The 16,674-nt window shown below is 56.1% G+C and carries 18 protein-coding genes and 3 tRNA genes; 14 read left to right on the top strand and 7 right to left on the bottom strand.

Going from position 1 to position 16,674, the window contains the following annotated elements; genetic code table 11:
* Window positions 1–116: 116 nt before the first annotated feature.
* Entirely contained in the window at window positions 117–1,283 is a 1,167-nt protein-coding gene (locus B145_RS0119495) for a GGDEF domain-containing protein (protein ID WP_083917822.1), read from the bottom strand.
* A gap of 464 nt (window positions 1,284–1,747) precedes the next feature.
* Here B145_RS0119495 and dctP point away from each other — a divergent pair, with 464 nt between their 5' ends.
* Together dctP and B145_RS0119485 are read left to right on the top strand one after the other, a co-directional pair.
* Window positions 1,748–2,653, top strand: coding sequence for a TRAP transporter substrate-binding protein DctP (gene dctP / locus B145_RS0119490; protein WP_245541892.1), 906 nt, complete (start codon window positions 1,748–1,750; stop codon window positions 2,651–2,653).
* 309 nt (window positions 2,654–2,962) lie between these two features.
* On the top strand, window positions 2,963–3,820 hold the full coding sequence (locus tag B145_RS0119485) for a hypothetical protein (protein ID WP_018609629.1): 858 nt from the start codon (window positions 2,963–2,965) through the stop codon (window positions 3,818–3,820).
* Window positions 3,821–3,830: 10 nt separating this feature from the next.
* On the opposite strand, the gene B145_RS0119480 is transcribed toward B145_RS0119485, so the two are convergent.
* Entirely contained in the window at window positions 3,831–4,664 is an 834-nt protein-coding gene (locus B145_RS0119480; RefSeq protein ID WP_018609628.1) for an undecaprenyl-diphosphate phosphatase, read from the bottom strand.
* Between the two features lie 278 nt (window positions 4,665–4,942).
* Between B145_RS0119480 and B145_RS0119475 the strand changes: the two genes are divergently transcribed.
* The 5 genes from B145_RS0119475 to B145_RS0119455 all read left to right on the top strand — a co-directional run bounded on the left by B145_RS0119475 (window position 4,943) and on the right by B145_RS0119455 (window position 7,245).
* Window positions 4,943–5,833 carry a Tle-like phospholipase domain-containing protein gene (locus tag B145_RS0119475; RefSeq protein ID WP_018609626.1) on the top strand — a complete coding sequence of 297 codons (891 nt, stop codon included), beginning with the start codon at window positions 4,943–4,945 and terminating at the stop codon, window positions 5,831–5,833.
* A 32-nt stretch (window positions 5,834–5,865) separates the two neighbouring features.
* On the top strand, window positions 5,866–6,882 hold the full coding sequence (dusA, locus tag B145_RS0119470; protein WP_051082628.1) for a tRNA dihydrouridine(20/20a) synthase DusA: 1,017 nt from the start codon (window positions 5,866–5,868) through the stop codon (window positions 6,880–6,882).
* Between the two features lie 37 nt (window positions 6,883–6,919).
* Window positions 6,920–6,995 (top strand) — tRNA-Gly (locus tag B145_RS0119465).
* An 83-nt stretch (window positions 6,996–7,078) separates the two neighbouring features.
* Window positions 7,079–7,152: transfer RNA gene (locus B145_RS0119460), tRNA-Cys, on the top strand.
* Between the two features lie 17 nt (window positions 7,153–7,169).
* Window positions 7,170–7,245: transfer RNA gene (locus B145_RS0119455), tRNA-Gly, on the top strand.
* 238 nt (window positions 7,246–7,483) lie between these two features.
* Here the strand turns inward: B145_RS0119455 and B145_RS0119450 are convergent.
* The gene (locus B145_RS0119450; RefSeq protein WP_018609623.1) at window positions 7,484–7,903 is read right to left on the bottom strand and encodes a DUF1178 family protein; all 420 of its coding nucleotides are present in this window, start codon (window positions 7,901–7,903) and stop codon (window positions 7,484–7,486) included.
* Between the two features lie 128 nt (window positions 7,904–8,031).
* Here B145_RS0119450 and B145_RS0119445 point away from each other — a divergent pair, with 128 nt between their 5' ends.
* From B145_RS0119445 to B145_RS0119425, 5 genes are all read left to right on the top strand, one after another.
* Entirely contained in the window at window positions 8,032–8,994 is a 963-nt protein-coding gene (locus B145_RS0119445; protein WP_018609621.1) for a tRNA dihydrouridine synthase, read from the top strand.
* A gap of 1 nt (window position 8,995) precedes the next feature.
* Window positions 8,996–9,667, top strand: a complete 672-nt coding sequence (gene trmB / locus B145_RS0119440; protein WP_018609619.1) for a tRNA (guanine(46)-N(7))-methyltransferase TrmB — start codon at window positions 8,996–8,998, stop codon at window positions 9,665–9,667.
* Complete coding sequence (locus tag B145_RS0119435) at window positions 9,660–10,001, top strand: YkgJ family cysteine cluster protein (RefSeq protein WP_018609617.1); 342 nt, start codon at window positions 9,660–9,662, stop codon at window positions 9,999–10,001. The genes trmB and B145_RS0119435 overlap by 8 nt, the downstream gene beginning before the upstream one ends.
* An 87-nt stretch (window positions 10,002–10,088) precedes the next feature.
* Complete coding sequence (locus B145_RS0119430) at window positions 10,089–10,676, top strand: peroxiredoxin (RefSeq protein ID WP_086010506.1); 588 nt, start codon at window positions 10,089–10,091, stop codon at window positions 10,674–10,676.
* Window positions 10,642–11,124, top strand: coding sequence for an FKBP-type peptidyl-prolyl cis-trans isomerase (locus tag B145_RS0119425; RefSeq protein WP_018609614.1), 483 nt, complete (start codon window positions 10,642–10,644; stop codon window positions 11,122–11,124). The genes B145_RS0119430 and B145_RS0119425 overlap by 35 nt, the downstream gene beginning before the upstream one ends.
* Window positions 11,125–11,226: 102 nt before the next feature.
* Here B145_RS0119425 and cpsG read toward each other — a convergent pair whose 3' ends face one another.
* The 4 genes from cpsG to B145_RS0119405 form a co-directional block, all read right to left on the bottom strand.
* On the bottom strand, window positions 11,227–12,603 hold the full coding sequence (gene cpsG / locus B145_RS0119420) for a phosphomannomutase CpsG (protein WP_018609613.1): 1,377 nt from the start codon (window positions 12,601–12,603) through the stop codon (window positions 11,227–11,229).
* Window positions 12,604–13,179: 576 nt separating this feature from the next.
* Window positions 13,180–13,527 (bottom strand): hypothetical protein, encoded by a 348-nt coding sequence (locus B145_RS26375; RefSeq protein ID WP_018609612.1) that lies wholly within the window; start codon window positions 13,525–13,527, stop codon window positions 13,180–13,182.
* 41 nt (window positions 13,528–13,568) lie between these two features.
* On the bottom strand, window positions 13,569–13,706 hold the full coding sequence (locus B145_RS29685; protein ID WP_211209879.1) for an SEC-C metal-binding domain-containing protein: 138 nt from the start codon (window positions 13,704–13,706) through the stop codon (window positions 13,569–13,571).
* A 199-nt stretch (window positions 13,707–13,905) separates the two neighbouring features.
* Window positions 13,906–14,250: a hypothetical protein gene (locus B145_RS0119405; protein WP_018609608.1), complete on the bottom strand. Its 345-nt coding sequence runs from the start codon at window positions 14,248–14,250 to the stop codon at window positions 13,906–13,908.
* 126 nt (window positions 14,251–14,376) lie between these two features.
* Between B145_RS0119405 and eat the strand changes: the two genes are divergently transcribed.
* Together eat and B145_RS0119395 are read left to right on the top strand one after the other, a co-directional pair.
* Window positions 14,377–15,765: an ethanolamine permease gene (eat, locus tag B145_RS0119400; RefSeq protein WP_018609606.1), complete on the top strand. Its 1,389-nt coding sequence runs from the start codon at window positions 14,377–14,379 to the stop codon at window positions 15,763–15,765.
* Between the two features lie 29 nt (window positions 15,766–15,794).
* Window positions 15,795–16,601, top strand: coding sequence for a TorF family putative porin (locus B145_RS0119395; protein WP_018609604.1), 807 nt, complete (start codon window positions 15,795–15,797; stop codon window positions 16,599–16,601).
* The last annotated feature ends 73 nt before the right edge of the window (window positions 16,602–16,674 follow it).

Raw genomic sequence — 16,674 nt, 5'->3', positions numbered from 1 at the left:
CGTGATCTTGGTGGGCGTAGGGGCGGGTGTGACAGCCCGCCACATTGTGTTCCCTGAAGTTCAGCGGGAACGGACAGTCATCTTCACAATCCGGCGCGTGATGACTATCCGGGCCGCTAGAAGCGGCTGACTTCCCACACTCCAGGCAAACCTTCGCGTCTGCTTTCCAGCTTATAGGCGTAGGCCGCATTGCCCGCACGCTTGGCCTGTTGCATCGCAACGCTGGCAGCGTCCAGCAGCGTATCAGGGGTTGTCCCATCGGCCGGGTAATTGGCCATACCGATGCTGACAGTCACCAGCCCGCCGGGAAGGTCCGGGACGATGGGTTTTTTCAAGTGCCGGATCAGGCGCTCGGCAAAGCGGCCTACCTCTCGACTGTCTGGCTCGCAGGAGAAGATCACCACAAACTCATTGTTACCTATGTGTGCAGTGAAATCCCCCGCCCGGGAGTTGCTGACCAGCCTCTGGGCGGTGGCCTTGAGGAACTCGGTCGTCATCGCTTCGCCATAGGTCTGGCTGATCTGGTCTAAACCATCCAGGTTCAAAAGCATCACATTGAAGCTATCCCCCATGCGGGAGGCCGTCGATATTTGCGCCCTTAACCAGTCATTGAGGTAACGGCGATTGGCCAAGCCGGTCTGCTCGTTATGGGTGGCTTCTTCCTTGAGCTTGTGCTCCAGCGTGCGCACCCGCAGGCGGGCGAAATTCATGATGCACAGCGCAGTGCCCAGCAGGCTGAACAACACCAGTGTCAGTGCGATGGCGATGTAGAAAAACCGCCTGATTTTCGACCCCAGGCGGGCATCCAATAGCTCGTGCTGGGTTTGCAAGGTAGCTTCCAACCGGGCATAGGCATCCAGGCCACTAAACGAGGGCGGTTCTGCCGGAATCCCCCCAGTCTGAATGGTTTCAAGTGTCTGCGCCTCGCGCCCCATGCGTACCCGTGCGTCATCGGCCAGTGTGTTCAGGGTGTGGTGGAGTTGCGGGCTTCCCTCCAGATTCTGTAGGGCAAGCTGCAATGCAGCCTCCCACCGTTGCCGGGCTTGGCGGTATTGCACCAATGCTTTGCCTGCGCCTTCCTGTACTGCGGTCGCGTAGGCCAGTTCCAGCCCATAGTGGGCATCTTGCACAGCGTGAAGGTTGGTGATCTGGGTGTGAAGCGTATCCTGGTTCTGCTCATCGCTCAGGAAATTCCGGTAGTCCATGCTTAACCAGACGCCAAGCGCTACAACGCATGCGGCCGTCAGGCTGATGAGCAGAAGTTTTCGGTAACTTTGATTCATTGGGGGAAATCTTGGGCGAATAGCCTGAACTGCGGGTTGCGGGGTAAAAACGTACTCACAATAGCGAGTTTGGGCGCGCTAAGTTGTTGAGCCGACACACGGTTAGTGATTAAACGTTATTTGTTTTTCTGGTTGAGGCGCAAAACCGCACGGTGAGAGGGATTAACATTTTGTGCCCAAAAGGACGAATTTTGCATGTGATGAATTTCTCACTTTTTCCATTTATGATGTGTTTATTAGTGTAAGTGCTCAACTCAGGCGGGTTTGCTTGCTTTGGCGTGGGATGCACACCAGAATTTCTTTGAAAGTGTGTGACAGTTTTTTACATATTAATTGCAGGTTTATGGTTGGATTTATAATGCAATTTGCATAAAGGTGCCTATATGCGATCTGTTTTTGCGTGTTCCCGTACAGTGCTCTTCGGGCTGGGAGTGTTTTGCTGCGCAGCTTCGCAGGGCGCGACCGTGTTGGTTTCATCTGACCAGCAGAATGCTAATCATCCGGTGGTCCGAACCGTCGAGTATTTTGGACAACTGGTGGCCCAGCGCAGTAAAGGTGAGCTTTCCGTAGTGGTCAAGCCCGATGGTGCGTTAGGGGGCGAACAAGATGCCTTGCGCCATGTAGTAGAGGGTAGCCAGGCGTTTGCGCGGGTGAGTCTGGGGTCTTTTGCCGGCAAGGCACCTGCGGCAGATCTGGCAAGTCTGCCCTATTTGTTCCGCTCCTCAGATCACATGTGGAAGGTGCTCAAGGGGCCGTTTGGGCAACGTCTTGATGACGAATTGCTGCGCGCAGGATATGTCCGCATCATGTACCTCGATAGCGGGGCCAGAGATTTCTACTGCAAAAAAGCCTTGCGCTCCCGGGATGATTTTGCGGGGCTGCGTATCCGCATTCTGCAATCCAAAGTGTTTGAAGCCTTGATCCTGAATCTGGGGGCCACGTCCGTCTCAATTCCCTTCAACAAGGTGGCCGACGCCTTTCGCGCCGGAGAGATTGATTGTGCCGAAGGAGGCATTGTTAACTATGTAGGGGCCGATCATCACAAGCTCGCCCCCTATCTGATGCAGGATGAGCACATGCTCATGCCCGATGTGTTGGTGATGTCAAAGAAAATCTGGGACAAGCTGCCGTCCGCGCAGCAGGACATACTGAAACAGGCCGCAAGCGAGAGCACCGAGTACATGGGCAAGCTGTGGAAAGATCAGGAAGCGGCTGCATTGGTCGCAGCCAAAAAAGCAGGCGTGACGATCATCGCGCATGCGCAGATTTCCATGACCGGGATCGAAGCCCAAGCCGTCAAGACCTACAACGCCTTCATCAAAGATTCCAACGATCTGGAAACCGTGATGAAGATCGTGACCACCAAATAGCACCACCAACAGTCATAAAAGCTACCCGAAGCATATGTGTTGCGGGTGGCTTTTGCTTTTATGGCTGCGGCCACGCTGCGCCTGAGAATGAGTCTTTGTGCTGGGAAGGATCGCTCAGTCTGAATTAGAGGCCAGAACTGTCGCACTCCATTTTGTTACAGCTTCTTGGAATGTATTTGCTATATTCGGATAGAATCCCTTTGAGTTCATCCAATGGGAATCAGGCTCGTGTCAGAGTGCACGGATAAAAGTGAGAGCGGGGCGACACAACCGCTTCTAACTTATGTGGCAGCGGCAAAAAACAAGCGTATGGCGTGGGTAATCATACCTGTAGCGCTGTTTGTGATTGCCTGGTTCATCTACATGCATCATGGCACAGGACTGTCGGATTTTTTTGTGACGTTTGTACTAATTGGTCAGACCCTGAATCCGCTGATCATTACTTATTTCATTCTGGCTTTTCGTCTGGAGTTGGGGGAAGACTTTCTGTCATTTGAGACAGGCTATCGATCCGCCTGCATTGAGCGTGAGCGCATCATTGGCTATTCAATCCGCCCGCGTGGTGGGCATATGGACTTGTATCTGTATCTGGTCGGAGGTGTGAAAGACTCCGTCAAGATTCCGCTCCCCTGTACTGCTGACGAGGCCTTTTATACATGGCTCCGTAGCAGCCCCAACTACTCAAGGCCTGAACAGGCTGGAGTAGATCTGCCCTGCGACAGGCCTTTGCAAACCTACATGGCTAGCAGACAGGAAAAGATTCAGGAGTGTGCAACATTTGCATGCGGGCTTTTGGCTTTGCTGTTTGCAGCATACCTTTTCCTGTCGACCGGTTACGTGTCGATGCTATTGTTGGCTGTTCTTGGTGTGTTTGCCCTTTTGTGGGTTTATTTTGGGTGGATGAGTTACGGACGTCTGAAATGCTGCCTGGAACTCCATGTCGACCATATGAGCTTTCGGGCAGCTTTGCGTAGCGGAAGTATCCCGCGTGATGAGATCGTGGGCTACTCAACCGAACCCGGCCCTGGTTACGTCAAGCTGCATGTGAAACGGCGGGATGCAAACAGTGAGACGTGCGTAATTCCCATCTATGGGCAGTTTGACCAAACGCTTTTAGATTGGCTTGCGCAAAGTACGGGGCAGGCGGGCGAGGGGCCGCCCGCCTGATATGTGCTGTTTAACCTACAGCCAGCACGACACCTGCGAAAATCAGGCAGTAGGCGCCGAACAGGTGCCAGCGCCCATGTTCCAGCCAGCTTGAAAGCCAGCGCAAGGCCAGGAGGCCCGCACCAAAGCTTAACACCATGCCAAGCAGGTTGGGGCCAAGGCTTGCTAGCAGTTGGGTGGAATGGCCTGCTTCGGCTTTGTACAGGCGATACGCCTCCCGCACGATCACGGCGGGGGTGAGTGCCACCGCCAGCGCAAAGCTGAATTCTTCTGCCTTGGTGCGGGCGACGCCCAGCACCATGCCTGTCGAGATGGTGGCACCTGAGCGGGTAAAGCCTCGGAAGGGCAGGCATAGGCCCTGCACCGCGCCAATCCACGCGGCACTGCGCCACGAGATGTCACGCTGGTCGGTTTGCCGCAAACGGCTGGAGAAGATGATCAGAATGCCTGCTGCTGCCAGCGCACTTGCAATCAGGCGTGGGTTGCCGAACAGGTTTTCGATCTCGAATCCCGGGGCATTGCCCATGATGGTGTGCTTGATGATGGCCTGGAGGAAGAGGCCGATCCCCCCGGTCAGGGTGGTGGCTAGCACCACGTATCCGCATGTGCGCAGAAACACTTGTCGGGAGCTGAAGTAGGCGCGTTGCCAGGATTTCCAGAAATGCACGATCACGGCGAACATGGTGCCTGTGTGCAGCATCACCAGCAGCATGGTCATGGCCGGTGCCGTAGGGTCCAGCCCCATGAGCTTTTCGGCCAGGATGACGTGAGCCGAGCTGGAAACCGGCAACAACTCAGCCGCTCCCTGGACAATGGCCAGGATCAATACGTGAAGCAGATTCATGGGGATCAGGCAAAAAACGCAAAGCAGTAATTATGTGGGGATTGGTGCGCGGAAGAAAGCGCCAAAATGTAAGCAAACAAACTGATTACAGCGAAAACATGACCCCGCAGTCTGGTGAGGAACTTCCTTTTACGCTGATGTTGCCCGCCTATTGATAATGGCAAACCAGCCAGATGGCGGTGTAATTTGGGTTCGCCGCAGGCATCGGGTAGACTGCCTCCCTTGTGGGCAGGATGTGCCTTGTGTTGGGGTGTCGGCGGGTGATGTGGAAGAAGTGGATGAGTGCGCTGTTGTTGGCGTTTGCCGCGACAACGGCGTGGGGAGCGGAGACTTCCCGATTCTGGTGTAACGAGCGGTTTTTGAATGCGCAGCAGCGCCCATTTGACAAGCGCCATCTCCTGATTGCCAAACGCGGCTATTTGTATGCCTTGGCTGCCGCGCTTGCTTTGCAGAAGAATAATCGGGAAGGGCAGACCCATCATTTCACCGTGCCAGACCGGATGCGTGAGGTGGATCGTCCTCGCCGCGATCCTTCTGGTTTTGAGGCGGCCGCATTTGAAATCCACGCCGACAATGCCCAAGGCCCATTGCAAGAGGTGGTGGTCGCCTATACCGGTTCAAACGATGATGCGGATTGGCATAACACCAATTTTGGTTTTGACCTGACCCAATATAGGCTGGCCCGCCGTTACCTGAAGTCAATTGCCAGCCGTCCCCAATACAAAGGGGTGAGGGTGGTGGTGACGGGGTTTTCTCTGGGTGGTGCATTGGCCGTGCATGTGACCAAGCATCAGGAAACCTCCGCTCTGGTCGCCGAGACATGGGTCTTCAACCCCAGCCCCAAGACCTGGGTGAGTGGGCGCGTGGATAAGCGCATCTGGCTGGCGGCGGTACAGAACGAGGCATTGCACTTTGCGCGTACCAACAAGTTGTTGGCTGCCGTGGTGCCTGGTGTGGCCGCTATTGGTGCGCCGCCCGAGCAGACTGCGGAAGGTTTCTATCTGCTGGAAGCGAACCCGGTGTACAGTCATTTCCGTTGGGTGCTGACGCGCAATATCCTGTATGCGGCTGATCTGGCAATTGTTGCCGAGCAGCCGGATGCGCCGACTACCGAGCCTTTGGAAATTTTGCAGGCATCCCATTTCACTTCCTGTGGACGGGATTCCTGATTTTTGCAACTGTAGTTTTATCTGAATCAGACATGACTCTTCCTGTTTCCGCCCTCCCGCCCCGGCGCTTGACCGTGGCGCCCATGCTTGACTGGACGGATCGCCATTGCCGCGCCTTTCACCGCCTGCTGGCGCCCAGTGCGTGGCTCTATACCGAGATGGTGACAACCGGGGCGTTGCTGCACGGTGATGTGCCCCGGCATCTGCGCTTCAATCCCTGTGAGTACCCGGTTGCCCTGCAACTGGGCGGGAGCGAACCCAAGGACTTGGCGCGTTGCGCAGAGTTGGCCCAGGAGTGGGGCTACGATGAGGTGAATCTAAACTGCGGCTGCCCCAGCGAACGGGTCCAGAAGGGGGCTTTTGGTGCCTGCCTGATGAATGAGCCGCAACTGGTGGCCGATTGTGTGCAGGCCATGCGTGAGGCGTGCAGCCTGCCGGTGAGTGTGAAGCACCGGATCGGTATCGACCGCATTGAGGACTACGCCTTTGTGCGTGATTTCATCGCCAGGGTGGAGCAGGCCGGATGCAGCATTTTCATCGTGCATGCCCGTAACGCTTGGCTCAAGGGGCTTTCCCCCAAGGAGAACCGCGAGGTGCCACCGCTGCGCTATGAAGTGGTGCATCAGCTTAAGCGGGAGTTTCCGCATCTGGAAATCCTCCTCAATGGGGGCTTATGCGATACCGCCAGCATATTGGAGCAGGTGCGTCATGTGGATGGAGTGATGATTGGGCGTGAGGCGTACCAGAACCCCTGGGCCCTGGTGGAATGGCAACGCGTTCTCTATGATGAGCACTGGCAACCGGAGCGCGGGCCGATTCTGGCCGAGCTTGCCAAGTATTGCCGGGCGGAGCGTGAAGAGCATGGCACCCCGATACGTGCGGTGGTGCGTCACATTTTGGGCTTGGCAAATGGCCTACCGGGGGCCAAACGTTTTCGTCAGATTCTCTCGGACCCCAACGAATTGCGTGACGCGGATGAGAGCCTGCTACTGCGTGCCTGGGCGGCTGTCGGCCCGTTGCCTGAAGGAAAAGATTCACATAAGGCTTGACATTCTCGCCCCATGGTATAGAATTCTTTCTCTCAGCGCGGGAGTAGCTCAGTTGGTAGAGCGCAACCTTGCCAAGGTTGAGGTCGCGAGTTCGAGACTCGTCTCCCGCTCCAGGATTTTAAGGAAAGTTTGGCCGCTTTTCTTGTGAATTGTGTGAGGCGTTGAGTTGTCAGCGTCACGTAGTACAGGTTTAAGGGGCGCGATAGCAAAGCGGTTATGCACCGGATTGCAAATCCGTGTAGGTCGGTTCGACTCCGGCTCGCGCCTCCAAGAAGTATAGTTTTATTGCGGGAGTAGCTCAGTTGGTAGAGCGCAACCTTGCCAAGGTTGAGGTCGCGAGTTCGAGACTCGTCTCCCGCTCCAGGTTCAAAGAGGAAGGCTTCGGTCTTCCTCTTTTCGTTTGTGACGTGTCATGGGCCTGTCATCTGCTGCGTCTATGCTCCTTCCAGCAAAGGAGAACGTACGATGAAAATCCGATTCCCTCACAAGAAAGCCCATCAGCCCTGGTTCGCCCGAGTGCCTGCAAAGCGCCTGAATGCGGCATTCGACGCTCTGTTTCCCTTGTGCTTTGTGCCGGAGGCCCGCAATGCAGCAGCCTCTGCTAATGCAGGTCTTCCTTTGGCGGAACAGGCAAGACGCTGATCCCTTCTTCCAGCAGATCCAGGGCTTCCCGTGGGCTGGCCTGCCCACGGATGGCGCGTTCCTCCGCGTCGCCATAGTAGATGCGCCGCGCCTCTTCCGGGAAACGGCTTCCTACGTCCTCCGAATTGGCCGCATGCTCCCGAATGGCTTCGATCAGCTTGGCAACCGCCTCCGGGGGTACGGCAGGTGGCGTGGGGGCTGGCGTTGGCGCTATGGCCCGGGCCAGATGCGGGGCAGAAGGTAGCCGGCGGATATGGGTGGCGCCACATTTAGGGCACGACACCATCCCGGCCGCATTCTGGTGTTCGAATGCTTCCTGCGAGGCAAACCATCCTTCGAACCGATGTTCGGCGGAGCAGATCAGGTCAACAACTATCACTTTTTGTGTTCCGTGTTTCCAGTTTCAAATCCCTACACTACAAAGATAACACGCACTTGGCGCATATGCTTGGGGCCTTGCTGCAACATGGATAGAATCCCGCCTTTGCACGACTTTCATCTTCCCTGATGTCCCTTGTTCTGCTCGCCCCGATGGAGGGGCTGATCGATGAGCTTATGCGTGAGCTGCTCACCCGTTCCGTGGCCTACGACGTGAGCGTGACGCCCTTTATCCGCGTCACCGATGCGTTGCAACCGCGCCGGGCGTTCTACCGCATGGCGCCAGAGTTGAAACAGGGGGCGCGCACCAATTCCGGTACACCGGTCAGCGTGCAGTTGTTGGGGTCGGACGCCGAATTCATGGCACAGAACGCCGATCGTCTGGCGGGCATGCAGCCTGCCGGGGTGGATTTGAATTTTGGTTGCCCGGCGCCCCTGGTCAATCGACATGGCGGGGGCGCGGCATTGCTCGACGAACCGGAAACGCTGCATCGAATCACCGTACAGTGCGCACAGGCCGTGGCCGGGCGCGTGCCCTTTAGCGCCAAGATGCGTCTGGGCGTGCGGGATACCGGGCGGTGTGTCGAGGCCGCCCAGGCCATTGCCAGCGGAGGCATCCAGCAACTGGTGGTACATGCCCGCACTCGGGACGAATTCTATCGCCCGCCCGCGCACTGGCATCTGCTGGGGCGGATTGCCGAGGCCATCAAGGTGCCGGTGGTGGCAAACGGCGAAATCTGGACGACTGCAGACTATGAGCGCTGCCGTGCTGAAAGTGGCTGTGCCGATGTGATGCTTGGGCGAGGCGCGGTGGCCGACCCTTTCCTCGTGGAGCGTATCCGTGCCGTGCAGACCGGGGCACAGCCGCGTTCTCTGGCACAAGATTGGCTGCGCCTGGCCCCGTTGCTGGGCGAATTCTGGCAGGGCGTGCTCCTCAAAGTAGGGCCGCGACACGCGCCAGGACGACTCAAACAATGGTTGAATTTGCTGCGCCGCAATTACCCGGAGGCGGAGCGCCTGCACACGCATATCCGCGCCATGCGCGAGGTGGGCGAGATTGCCCAGGCGATGCAACAGGCAGGGGTGCTCTGAAATGTTTGCCAACTCGCGCTCAATCAATACCGCTCAGACCGGGCCGCATGAACACCTGCTCGATTTGCTGGAGCGGCATCGCCAGGAAGTCTTTCGCAAACCTTTTGCGCCCTGGAATGTCACTGCTTTTGAGCAGGCCATGGCGCGCTGGGATCAGCGCAGCCCCTTGATCCTGGATGCCGGATGTGGGGTGGGGTGGAGTTCGCTGGCGATTGCCAAGGACTTCCCCGACCACTTCGTGATGGGGGTCGATCAGAGTGAGGATCGGCTCGGGCGAGGCAAGCCGGAGGATATCCCGGAAAATCTCTGCTTTGTTCGCGCCGATCTGGTCGACTTCTGGCGCCTGCTAGATGTCCAAGGGATTCGGCTGGCGCGCCACTACATCTTGTATCCCAACCCCTGGCCCAAGATCGGCCAACTGGCGCGGCGCTGGCATGGGCATGCGGTGTTCCCGCACATTCCGCGCCTGGGCGGGGTGCTGGAGTGTCGCAGCAACTGGCGTATCTATATCGAAGAGATGGCGCTGGCCTTGGGGGCTTTGACCGGACACACGCCCAGCGTGGACGACTGGGCACCACAGCAGGCCATGACGCCTTTTGAGCGCAAGTACCAGGCGTCCGGCCAAGCGTTGTTTCGCCTGAGAACCGACCTGAATGGAGACACGCATGGCTGAAGACAAGTTGGACCCCTGTATCAGTTGTGGCGCGTGTTGTGCCAGCCTGCATGTCTCCTTCCACCGCAGCCAACTCGTCAGCGAAGGCGGTTGCGTGCCCGATGCGCTGGCCGACGATGAGACAGGTGAGACCTGCCGGATGCGTGGCACGGATCGCTCTCCGCCACGTTGCGTGGCCTTGGTGGGCAAGATCGGGGAGTCGGTGCGCTGCGGCATCTATGAATTCCGCCCGGACCCCTGCCGGGAGTTTGCCCCGCACGGCGTGTTCGGGATACTTAACAGTGAATGCTCACGCGTTCGCCAGCGCTATGGTCTGCCGCCGCTGAGCAAGTGAAAATGTTGTAAGGAACGCACATCTGCCTTGTCCTTCTGGCCTGCCTCGTCTATTCCAGATAATGTAGGTACGACTTTAGGGGGAATCATGGGACAGCTTGCCGCGTGGTTAACTGATAGTGTTGCAGGGACAGGCGGGGTAGAATTCGCCGTACAGCAGCCAACCGTGCTGGCGTCGGGTTTCCCGGCGCCAAATTTTTGTCTGCTGGATGCTGACATGGAGTCCTTTGAGTTGGCCGAAGCGTGGCAGAAGGATATCGTCGTCCTGCATTTTTACCTGCATGACAAGATGCCTCTGAGTGTGCGTCAGGCAATCAGCTTCTCGGATCACGAAGAAGACTTTCACCGTTATGGTGCCCGGGTCGTCGGCGTGAGTCTGGACGATTGCTCCACGCACGCGGATTTTCGGGATGAACATGGCTTGGGTTTCAGCCTGCTCTCGGACGCCGACGGCGCTGCCTGCAAACTCTACCGGGTTTGGCAGGACGCCAGGGGTGGGGAAGCAGTACGCCCTGCCGTGCAGCGCGCCACGTTTATCGTCGGCAACGATGGTAGGCTGTGGCATGTGGAATACAAGGTCGATGTGCAGATGCACACCGACAATGTGCTTGATTTATTGAAAAATCTTTCCGGGAGAAAGAATGGAAATCGTAAAGAACACCGTCGTCACGCTTGATTACAAGGTGAAGGACCCTGATGGCAACGTGGTGGATGACGGTGCTCAGCCGCTGGTCTATCTGCATGGCGGCTATGACGCTATTTTTCCGCTTCTGGAAGAAAAGCTGCATGGTTTGAAGGTGGGTGAAAAGCTGAGCGTGAAGCTCCAGCCCGATGATGCCTTTGGCGAGTATGACGAAAGTCTGGTGCTGATCGAAGATCGTGACTGCTTCCCCGACACTGTGGAAGTGGGTATGTCTTTCGAGCGCGTGGGCGACGAAGGCGAGGAAGACATGATCTTCCGCGTGACCGACATTGCCGACGAAAAGGTGGTCGTTGACGGCAACCACCCCCTGGCTGGCGTTGCGCTGGTTTTTGACGTGACGGTGAGTGCCGTGCGTCCCGCCTCGGCAGAAGAACTTGCCCACGGCCATGTGCATGGTCCAGAAGGGCATCACCATCACTGATCGCTTGGTTCGATCATGATGGAGTAATATCGGAAAGGCCATGCTTGCATGGCCTTTTTTCTTGCTGGCACGTCTGGCGTGCGCAGCGAATCAATCAAGCTTCTATTCGGCTTCAATCAGGTTCAGTAGCTCCCTGGTCTTTGCCTGCATCAGCGCAATATCACCACGGCTCTCCACATTCAGGCGCAGCACAGGCTCGGTGTTGGATGAACGTAAATTGAAGCGCCAATCCCCCATGTCCAGGCTTAAGCCATCCGTGGTGTCGAGGGCGGCAGCATCTTTCTCGTAGGTTTCACGGATGCGCTGGATGGCGGCTTTGGCGTCGGCCAGTTTGCGATTGATTTCACCAGAAGACGGGTACTTGGCGATCCGCTCCTTCACCAATGCCGAAAGTGCCATACCTTTGCGACTCAGAAGTTCCATTACCAGCAGCCAGGGAATCATGCCACTGTCACAATAGGCAAAATCGCGGAAATAGTGGTGGGCGCTCATTTCGCCGCCATATATGGCGTCTTCCTTGCGCATGCGTTCCTTGATGAAGGCGTGCCCGGTCTTGCACAGAATCGGTTGCCCCCCCGCCTGGGTGACGACGTCAACCGTGTTCCAGGTCAGGCGTGGGTCATAAATGATCTTGGCACCAGGGTTTTTCTGCAAAAACGCTTCAGCCAGCAGGCCAACAATGTAGTAGCCCTCAATGAATGTCCCAGTTTCATCAAACAGAAAGCAACGGTCAAAGTCTCCATCCCATGCAATCCCCATATCTGCACCATGTTGCCGGACTGCATCGGAAGTATCTTGGCGGCATTCCGGCAAAAGTGGATTGGGAATGCCGTTCGGGAAATGCCCATCCGGGTTGTGATGAACCTTAATGAATTCAACGGGAACGTTTGCCGCCCGGAAGCGCGCTTCCAGTGCATCCACCACATGCCCGGCTGCCCCGTTCCCGGCGTTGACCACGAGTTTGAGCGGGCGAATGGCGGAAAGGTCTACATAGCCCAGCAGATGATCAACATACGCTGATAGAATATTTGTTTGCGTAAGCGAGCCACGTTTGCCAACCGCAGGGAATTTGTTTTCCTCGGCCAGCCGTTTGATATCATTCAAGCCAGAGTCGCCACTGATTGGTTGCGCGCCACGCTTGACCATCTTCATGCCGTTGTAATCAAGTGGGTTGTGGCTGGCGGTGACTTCGATCCCCCCGTCTACATCCAGGTGAAATGCGGAGAAATAGATTTCTTCCGTTCCGCTCATGCCGATATCAATCACATCAGCCCCCGCATCCATCAAGCCTTCAGCCAGCGCGTGCTTAAGTGCTTCAGAGGTCAGGCGCACGTCTCCTCCCACCGCTACGCATTTGGGTTTGAGATATTCACCAAAAGCACGACCGATACGGTAGGCGATGGCCTCATTCAATTCATCGCCGAGTTTTCCTCGGATGTCATAAGCCTTGAAGCAGGTGAGTGTGGAATTTTTTGTCATGATAAGTAGAGTGGACTGCGGATTTCACCAAAAACGCCCACATTGCCGCCACTGTTGTGGACAATACGTGACTCAAACAGAGGGTTGCAGGCGAAGTGAGGACGTTGCGCATTGCTCGTGAACATCAAGTGATGATAGTGAATGTTTGCCGCCAAGAAAAGTATTTGCTGCCGATTGGGGGGCTATCGTTCCTCAATAGCAGGCGCAATCCGAGTGCCGCCACTGCAGGCATGGCATCAGTTATGCGTTGTCCGCAAGCGCTCAACTGGCACTAGATGCCATAGGCTCGTGTACATTTTTGGCCAAATTGAAGAAAGTTGTGGGTATACCCGAAGGGGTAATGCAGGCTGGAAAGTGTAGTGCGGAAATTTTGCGAACAATCGCAACATGTAATTGTTTCTGACAATTCTTGATGGTCGTGTACCAGAAGTTGACCTAGAGTAAAAGCAAGTTTCCTCCCTTGCTCCTTGGATGCAACAGCTCGCGTTGCCGTATCCATTGAGGATTAACCCGCTTCGGTTCGGCGGGTTTTTTTTTGGGAACGAGTGATCGATTTGGGCTGTTTGTATCTGGAAACTACCGGGTACGGCGTGTAGATATTTCAATCGTGGCTTCGTATGCGTCCATCTTTTCGATAATCTCTGGATTGCCCGCGTACTTTCTTTTCAATCGGGCCAACTGGGCGTCGGTGCCCGTGCAATATTGGTGCAGACGACGATTGATGAGAGCTTGGCGTGCCTTACTGTAGCCTTCTTCACCTCGAAAGTGATCGCAGGTGTCGCGTCGCTGAATGAATGTTTGAACCTCCTTGGGCATTTCAGCTGCTTGTGCAATCAATCCATGCATCATGAGCAAACATGCTGCCAGGATTTTGCAGAAGGTGCGATATCTCAAAGCCATCTCTCCATCAAAAAAGGCACGCATCACTTTTTTGCGGTTTGTAATGCGTGCCCTGTGCTGGTGGTCTAGCTTGGCGTATGCCTAGCGGAAGTAATCATCACGATTGCTTCCATCGAAAGCTGCCCGATTTCAGGCAGCAGCGCCTGAAAGGATTTGCCCGAACCGCAGGGGCAGGGGTCTTGTCGGCCAAGTTTTTCGAGCAATTCCTTGTCGCCATGAACGACGCGGAAACCAGCGCGAACCTGGGTTTCCGACGGGAAGCCTTTACGACGCTTGCTGGTGACTTCGAAATGGCACCTGTGTTGGGTTTTTTCTGCTCATGATGCACCTCCATGTAAATAGGCCCAGCAAAAGATGCTGGGCTGAACGGTCCCGCTTTTCCACAGCGAGCCCCGGCGGAGTTTAGCACACCTGTTCCGGCCCACCGAAGCAATGCATCAAGACGAAGAAATATGCAGCGTAACCAAAGGGGCGTGCCTTGTTCTCGCTTGGTGTCCGTCCGCGTGGTGTTGCCTCCCGATCACGGCGTTTTTTAGGCTGGGCACCATCTTGGGTCGTCAGGCGGATGGAAAGGACATCTGCATGTGTCTGCAATGCATGGTCGAGTAGTGGCGATGCGGATGCGGTTGCATTCGCAGGCGGGTAAAAAAGCATGCTTTGAAATTGTGCATGGAATCCGATTGCATCCCGCTTTGGTGCATTTTTAAACTTTGCCAAATTTCGATAACGCCGCAAGGTTGCGCTCACTAATCTTGTCTCTATGCGGTGCCAAATCCAAGGTTTTCATCTGTACGAAAACCGTGCACCAAGCATACGCACGCTGGCCCGCATTGGCTGGCGCAATTCATGGATATGCAGATTGGAAGGGTTATCATGAGCACAACAGATAGTTCCGCGTTGCGCCCCACTCTTGGGACGCTTCAGTTGTGGGGCATTGCCGTCGGTCTCGTGATTTCAGGCGAGTACTTCGGCTGGAGTTACGGTTGGGCTTCGGCAGGAACCCTGGGGTTTCTCGTTACTGCCATTTTTGTGGCGGCAATGTATACCAGTTTCATTTTCAGTTTTACTGAATTGACCACTTCGATCCCTCATGCCGGTGGGCCGTTTGAGTATAGTCGCCGCGCCTTTGGTTCGGTGGGGGGCTATCTGGCAGGGGCCGCCACCCTCATTGAGTTTGTGTTCGCCCCTCCGGCGATTGCACTGGCCATCGGCGCCTATCTGAATGTGCAATTCCCATCGATCAATCCAAAGGCGATTGCGGTGGGGGCATATGTTGTTTTCATGGCCCTGAACATTGTTGGCGTACAGATTGCTGCAAGCTTTGAGCTGTTTGTCACCATTCTGGCGATTGTCGAGTTGCTTGTCTTCATGGGAGTGGTGGCGCCGGATTTCTCCATGAGCCATTTCATGCAAGGTGGCTGGGCAGGGGCTGATTCATTCAGCATTGGTTCGCTGTCGGGCATCATGGCGGCGATCCCGTTTGCAATCTGGTTCTTTCTAGCCATCGAAGGTGTGGCCATGGCGGCGGAAGAGGCCAAGACCCCCAAACGTTCGATTCCCATTGCCTATATTGGTGGCATTCTGACGCTGGTGGTGTTGGCGATTGGGGTGATGGTGTTTGCCGGTGGCTCGGGTGACTGGAAGGCGCTGTCTAACATCAATGATCCCTTGCCGCAAGCCATGAAGCGCGTGGTGGGCGATAGCAGCGGATGGCTGCATATGCTGGTGTGGTTGGGTCTGTTCGGGCTGATTGCCTCCTTCCACGGCATCATTCTGGGCTATTCGCGTCAGATTTTCGCGCTGTCTCGCGCCGGTTTCCTGCCCAAGATGTTTGCAGAGGTGCATCCACGTTTCAAGACTCCGCACAAGGCCATTCTGGCCGGTGGTGTGGTGGGCATCCTGGCGATTTTTAGTGACGAGTGGCTGACCTTTGGTGGCCAGACGCTAACGGCGAATATTGTCACCATGTCGGTGTTCGGCGCGATCCTGATGTACATCCTGAGCATGGCCAGCCTGTTCAAGCTGCGCCGGACTGAAGCTGCCCTGGCACGTCCGTTCCGTGCTCCCGGCTTCCCGCTGGTTCCGGCCTTCGCCTTGGCTGCGTCAGTGGTCTGCATGGTGACAATGGTTTATTACAACCGCCTGATTGCCGGGATATTTGTAGGTTTGTTGGCGGTAGGTTATGCCTATTTCCTGACCACCCGGAGTCGTCGTGAGGCGGTGGAAGAAGAACTGGTTCCGGCTATTGCCAGCGCTGAATAAGCTTGTTTCAACCCACTTGGGAAAATATCATGAAGCATCAATATCTCCTCTCCCTTCTTGCACTGGCGGTGAGCACGCAAGTCCATGCAGCGGACGCGCCTGCAGCACCTGCCCCGAGCTGGACCACGGTTGGTAACATGAGTCTGGTCAGCGACTACATTTTCCGGGGGATCTCGCAGACGCAGCACAAGCCAACCATGCAAGCATCGCTGGAGTTTGACCATGCCAGCGGGTTTTATGTAGGCACCTTCGGTTCCGGGGTCTCGAATGCGGCCTACCCTAATGGCAGTGGTTCTGAGCTGGATCTGTACGGTGGCTATCGCTATACCCTGGGCGAAGATAGCAATATTGATGCAGGGGTTGTGAGTTACTGGTATCCGGGGGCCAAAGCGAGTGTGGGCGACAAGACGATCCGCTACCACACTCAGGAGGTCAAGCTGGCCTACAACAAGGGAACCTTCAATGTTACCGGTTGGGTTGCTGCCAGCCAGTACTGGTTTGGTTTCGCAGCTGATCCCTACAGCGGGGAACGGCGTAGCACGCGCGGCACCACCTATATCGAAACCAACTGGAACCCGGAAATTGCCAAGGGGGTTGCACTCAATCTGCATGCTGGCGCGCAGCAACTGCGCCACCTGTCCGCCTATAATTATTATGACGCCAAGGTAGGCGCTACCTGGACGCTGGATCGCTGGGCGTTTGCCGGGGCTGTCAGCTATAACAGTGGCAAAGCCTCCAAGAACGGTACGCCGTTGTGGACCTTCTTTGATGCGGATGGACATGGCACAAAGGTCAGCGGAACCCGTTTGCTGGCAACGGCGACCTATAGCTTCTGATTCTGGCTGCTACGCGCACGGGTGGGGTATCTGCTGCGCGTGTATTGCTCGGGCGCCGATGGGCGCCCATTTT

It is taken from the genome of Uliginosibacterium gangwonense DSM 18521 (assembly GCF_000373965.1).
GTDB classification, from domain to species: domain Bacteria; phylum Pseudomonadota; class Gammaproteobacteria; order Burkholderiales; family Rhodocyclaceae; genus Uliginosibacterium; species Uliginosibacterium gangwonense.
The sequence above is the reverse complement of the archived record's forward strand: the minus strand, read 5'-3'. Positions and strand labels throughout refer to the sequence as shown.

Bases quoted from the DNA above. Each gene is read 5' to 3' on its own strand.
- trmB (WP_018609619.1), top strand. From the start codon at position 8,996: ATGTTTGCCAACTCGCGCTCAATCAATACCGCTCAGACCGGGCCGCAT.
- cpsG (WP_018609613.1), bottom strand. From the start codon at position 12,603: ATGACAAAAAATTCCACACTCACCTGCTTCAAGGCTTATGACATCCGA.
- B145_RS0119475 (WP_018609626.1), top strand. From the start codon at position 4,943: ATGAGTGCGCTGTTGTTGGCGTTTGCCGCGACAACGGCGTGGGGAGCG.
- B145_RS26375 (WP_018609612.1), bottom strand. From the start codon at position 13,527: ATGCGTGCCTTTTTTGATGGAGAGATGGCTTTGAGATATCGCACCTTC.
- dusA (WP_051082628.1), top strand. From the start codon at position 5,866: ATGACTCTTCCTGTTTCCGCCCTCCCGCCCCGGCGCTTGACCGTGGCG.
- B145_RS0119425 (WP_018609614.1), top strand. From the start codon at position 10,642: ATGGAAATCGTAAAGAACACCGTCGTCACGCTTGATTACAAGGTGAAG.
- B145_RS0119445 (WP_018609621.1), top strand. From the start codon at position 8,032: ATGTCCCTTGTTCTGCTCGCCCCGATGGAGGGGCTGATCGATGAGCTT.
- B145_RS0119430 (WP_086010506.1), top strand. From the start codon at position 10,089: ATGGGACAGCTTGCCGCGTGGTTAACTGATAGTGTTGCAGGGACAGGC.
- B145_RS0119435 (WP_018609617.1), top strand. From the start codon at position 9,660: ATGGCTGAAGACAAGTTGGACCCCTGTATCAGTTGTGGCGCGTGTTGT.
- B145_RS0119495 (WP_083917822.1), bottom strand. From the start codon at position 1,283: ATGAATCAAAGTTACCGAAAACTTCTGCTCATCAGCCTGACGGCCGCA.
- eat (WP_018609606.1), top strand. From the start codon at position 14,377: ATGAGCACAACAGATAGTTCCGCGTTGCGCCCCACTCTTGGGACGCTT.
- B145_RS0119480 (WP_018609628.1), bottom strand. From the start codon at position 4,664: ATGAATCTGCTTCACGTATTGATCCTGGCCATTGTCCAGGGAGCGGCT.
- B145_RS0119395 (WP_018609604.1), top strand. From the start codon at position 15,795: ATGAAGCATCAATATCTCCTCTCCCTTCTTGCACTGGCGGTGAGCACG.
- B145_RS0119485 (WP_018609629.1), top strand. From the start codon at position 2,963: ATGGCGTGGGTAATCATACCTGTAGCGCTGTTTGTGATTGCCTGGTTC.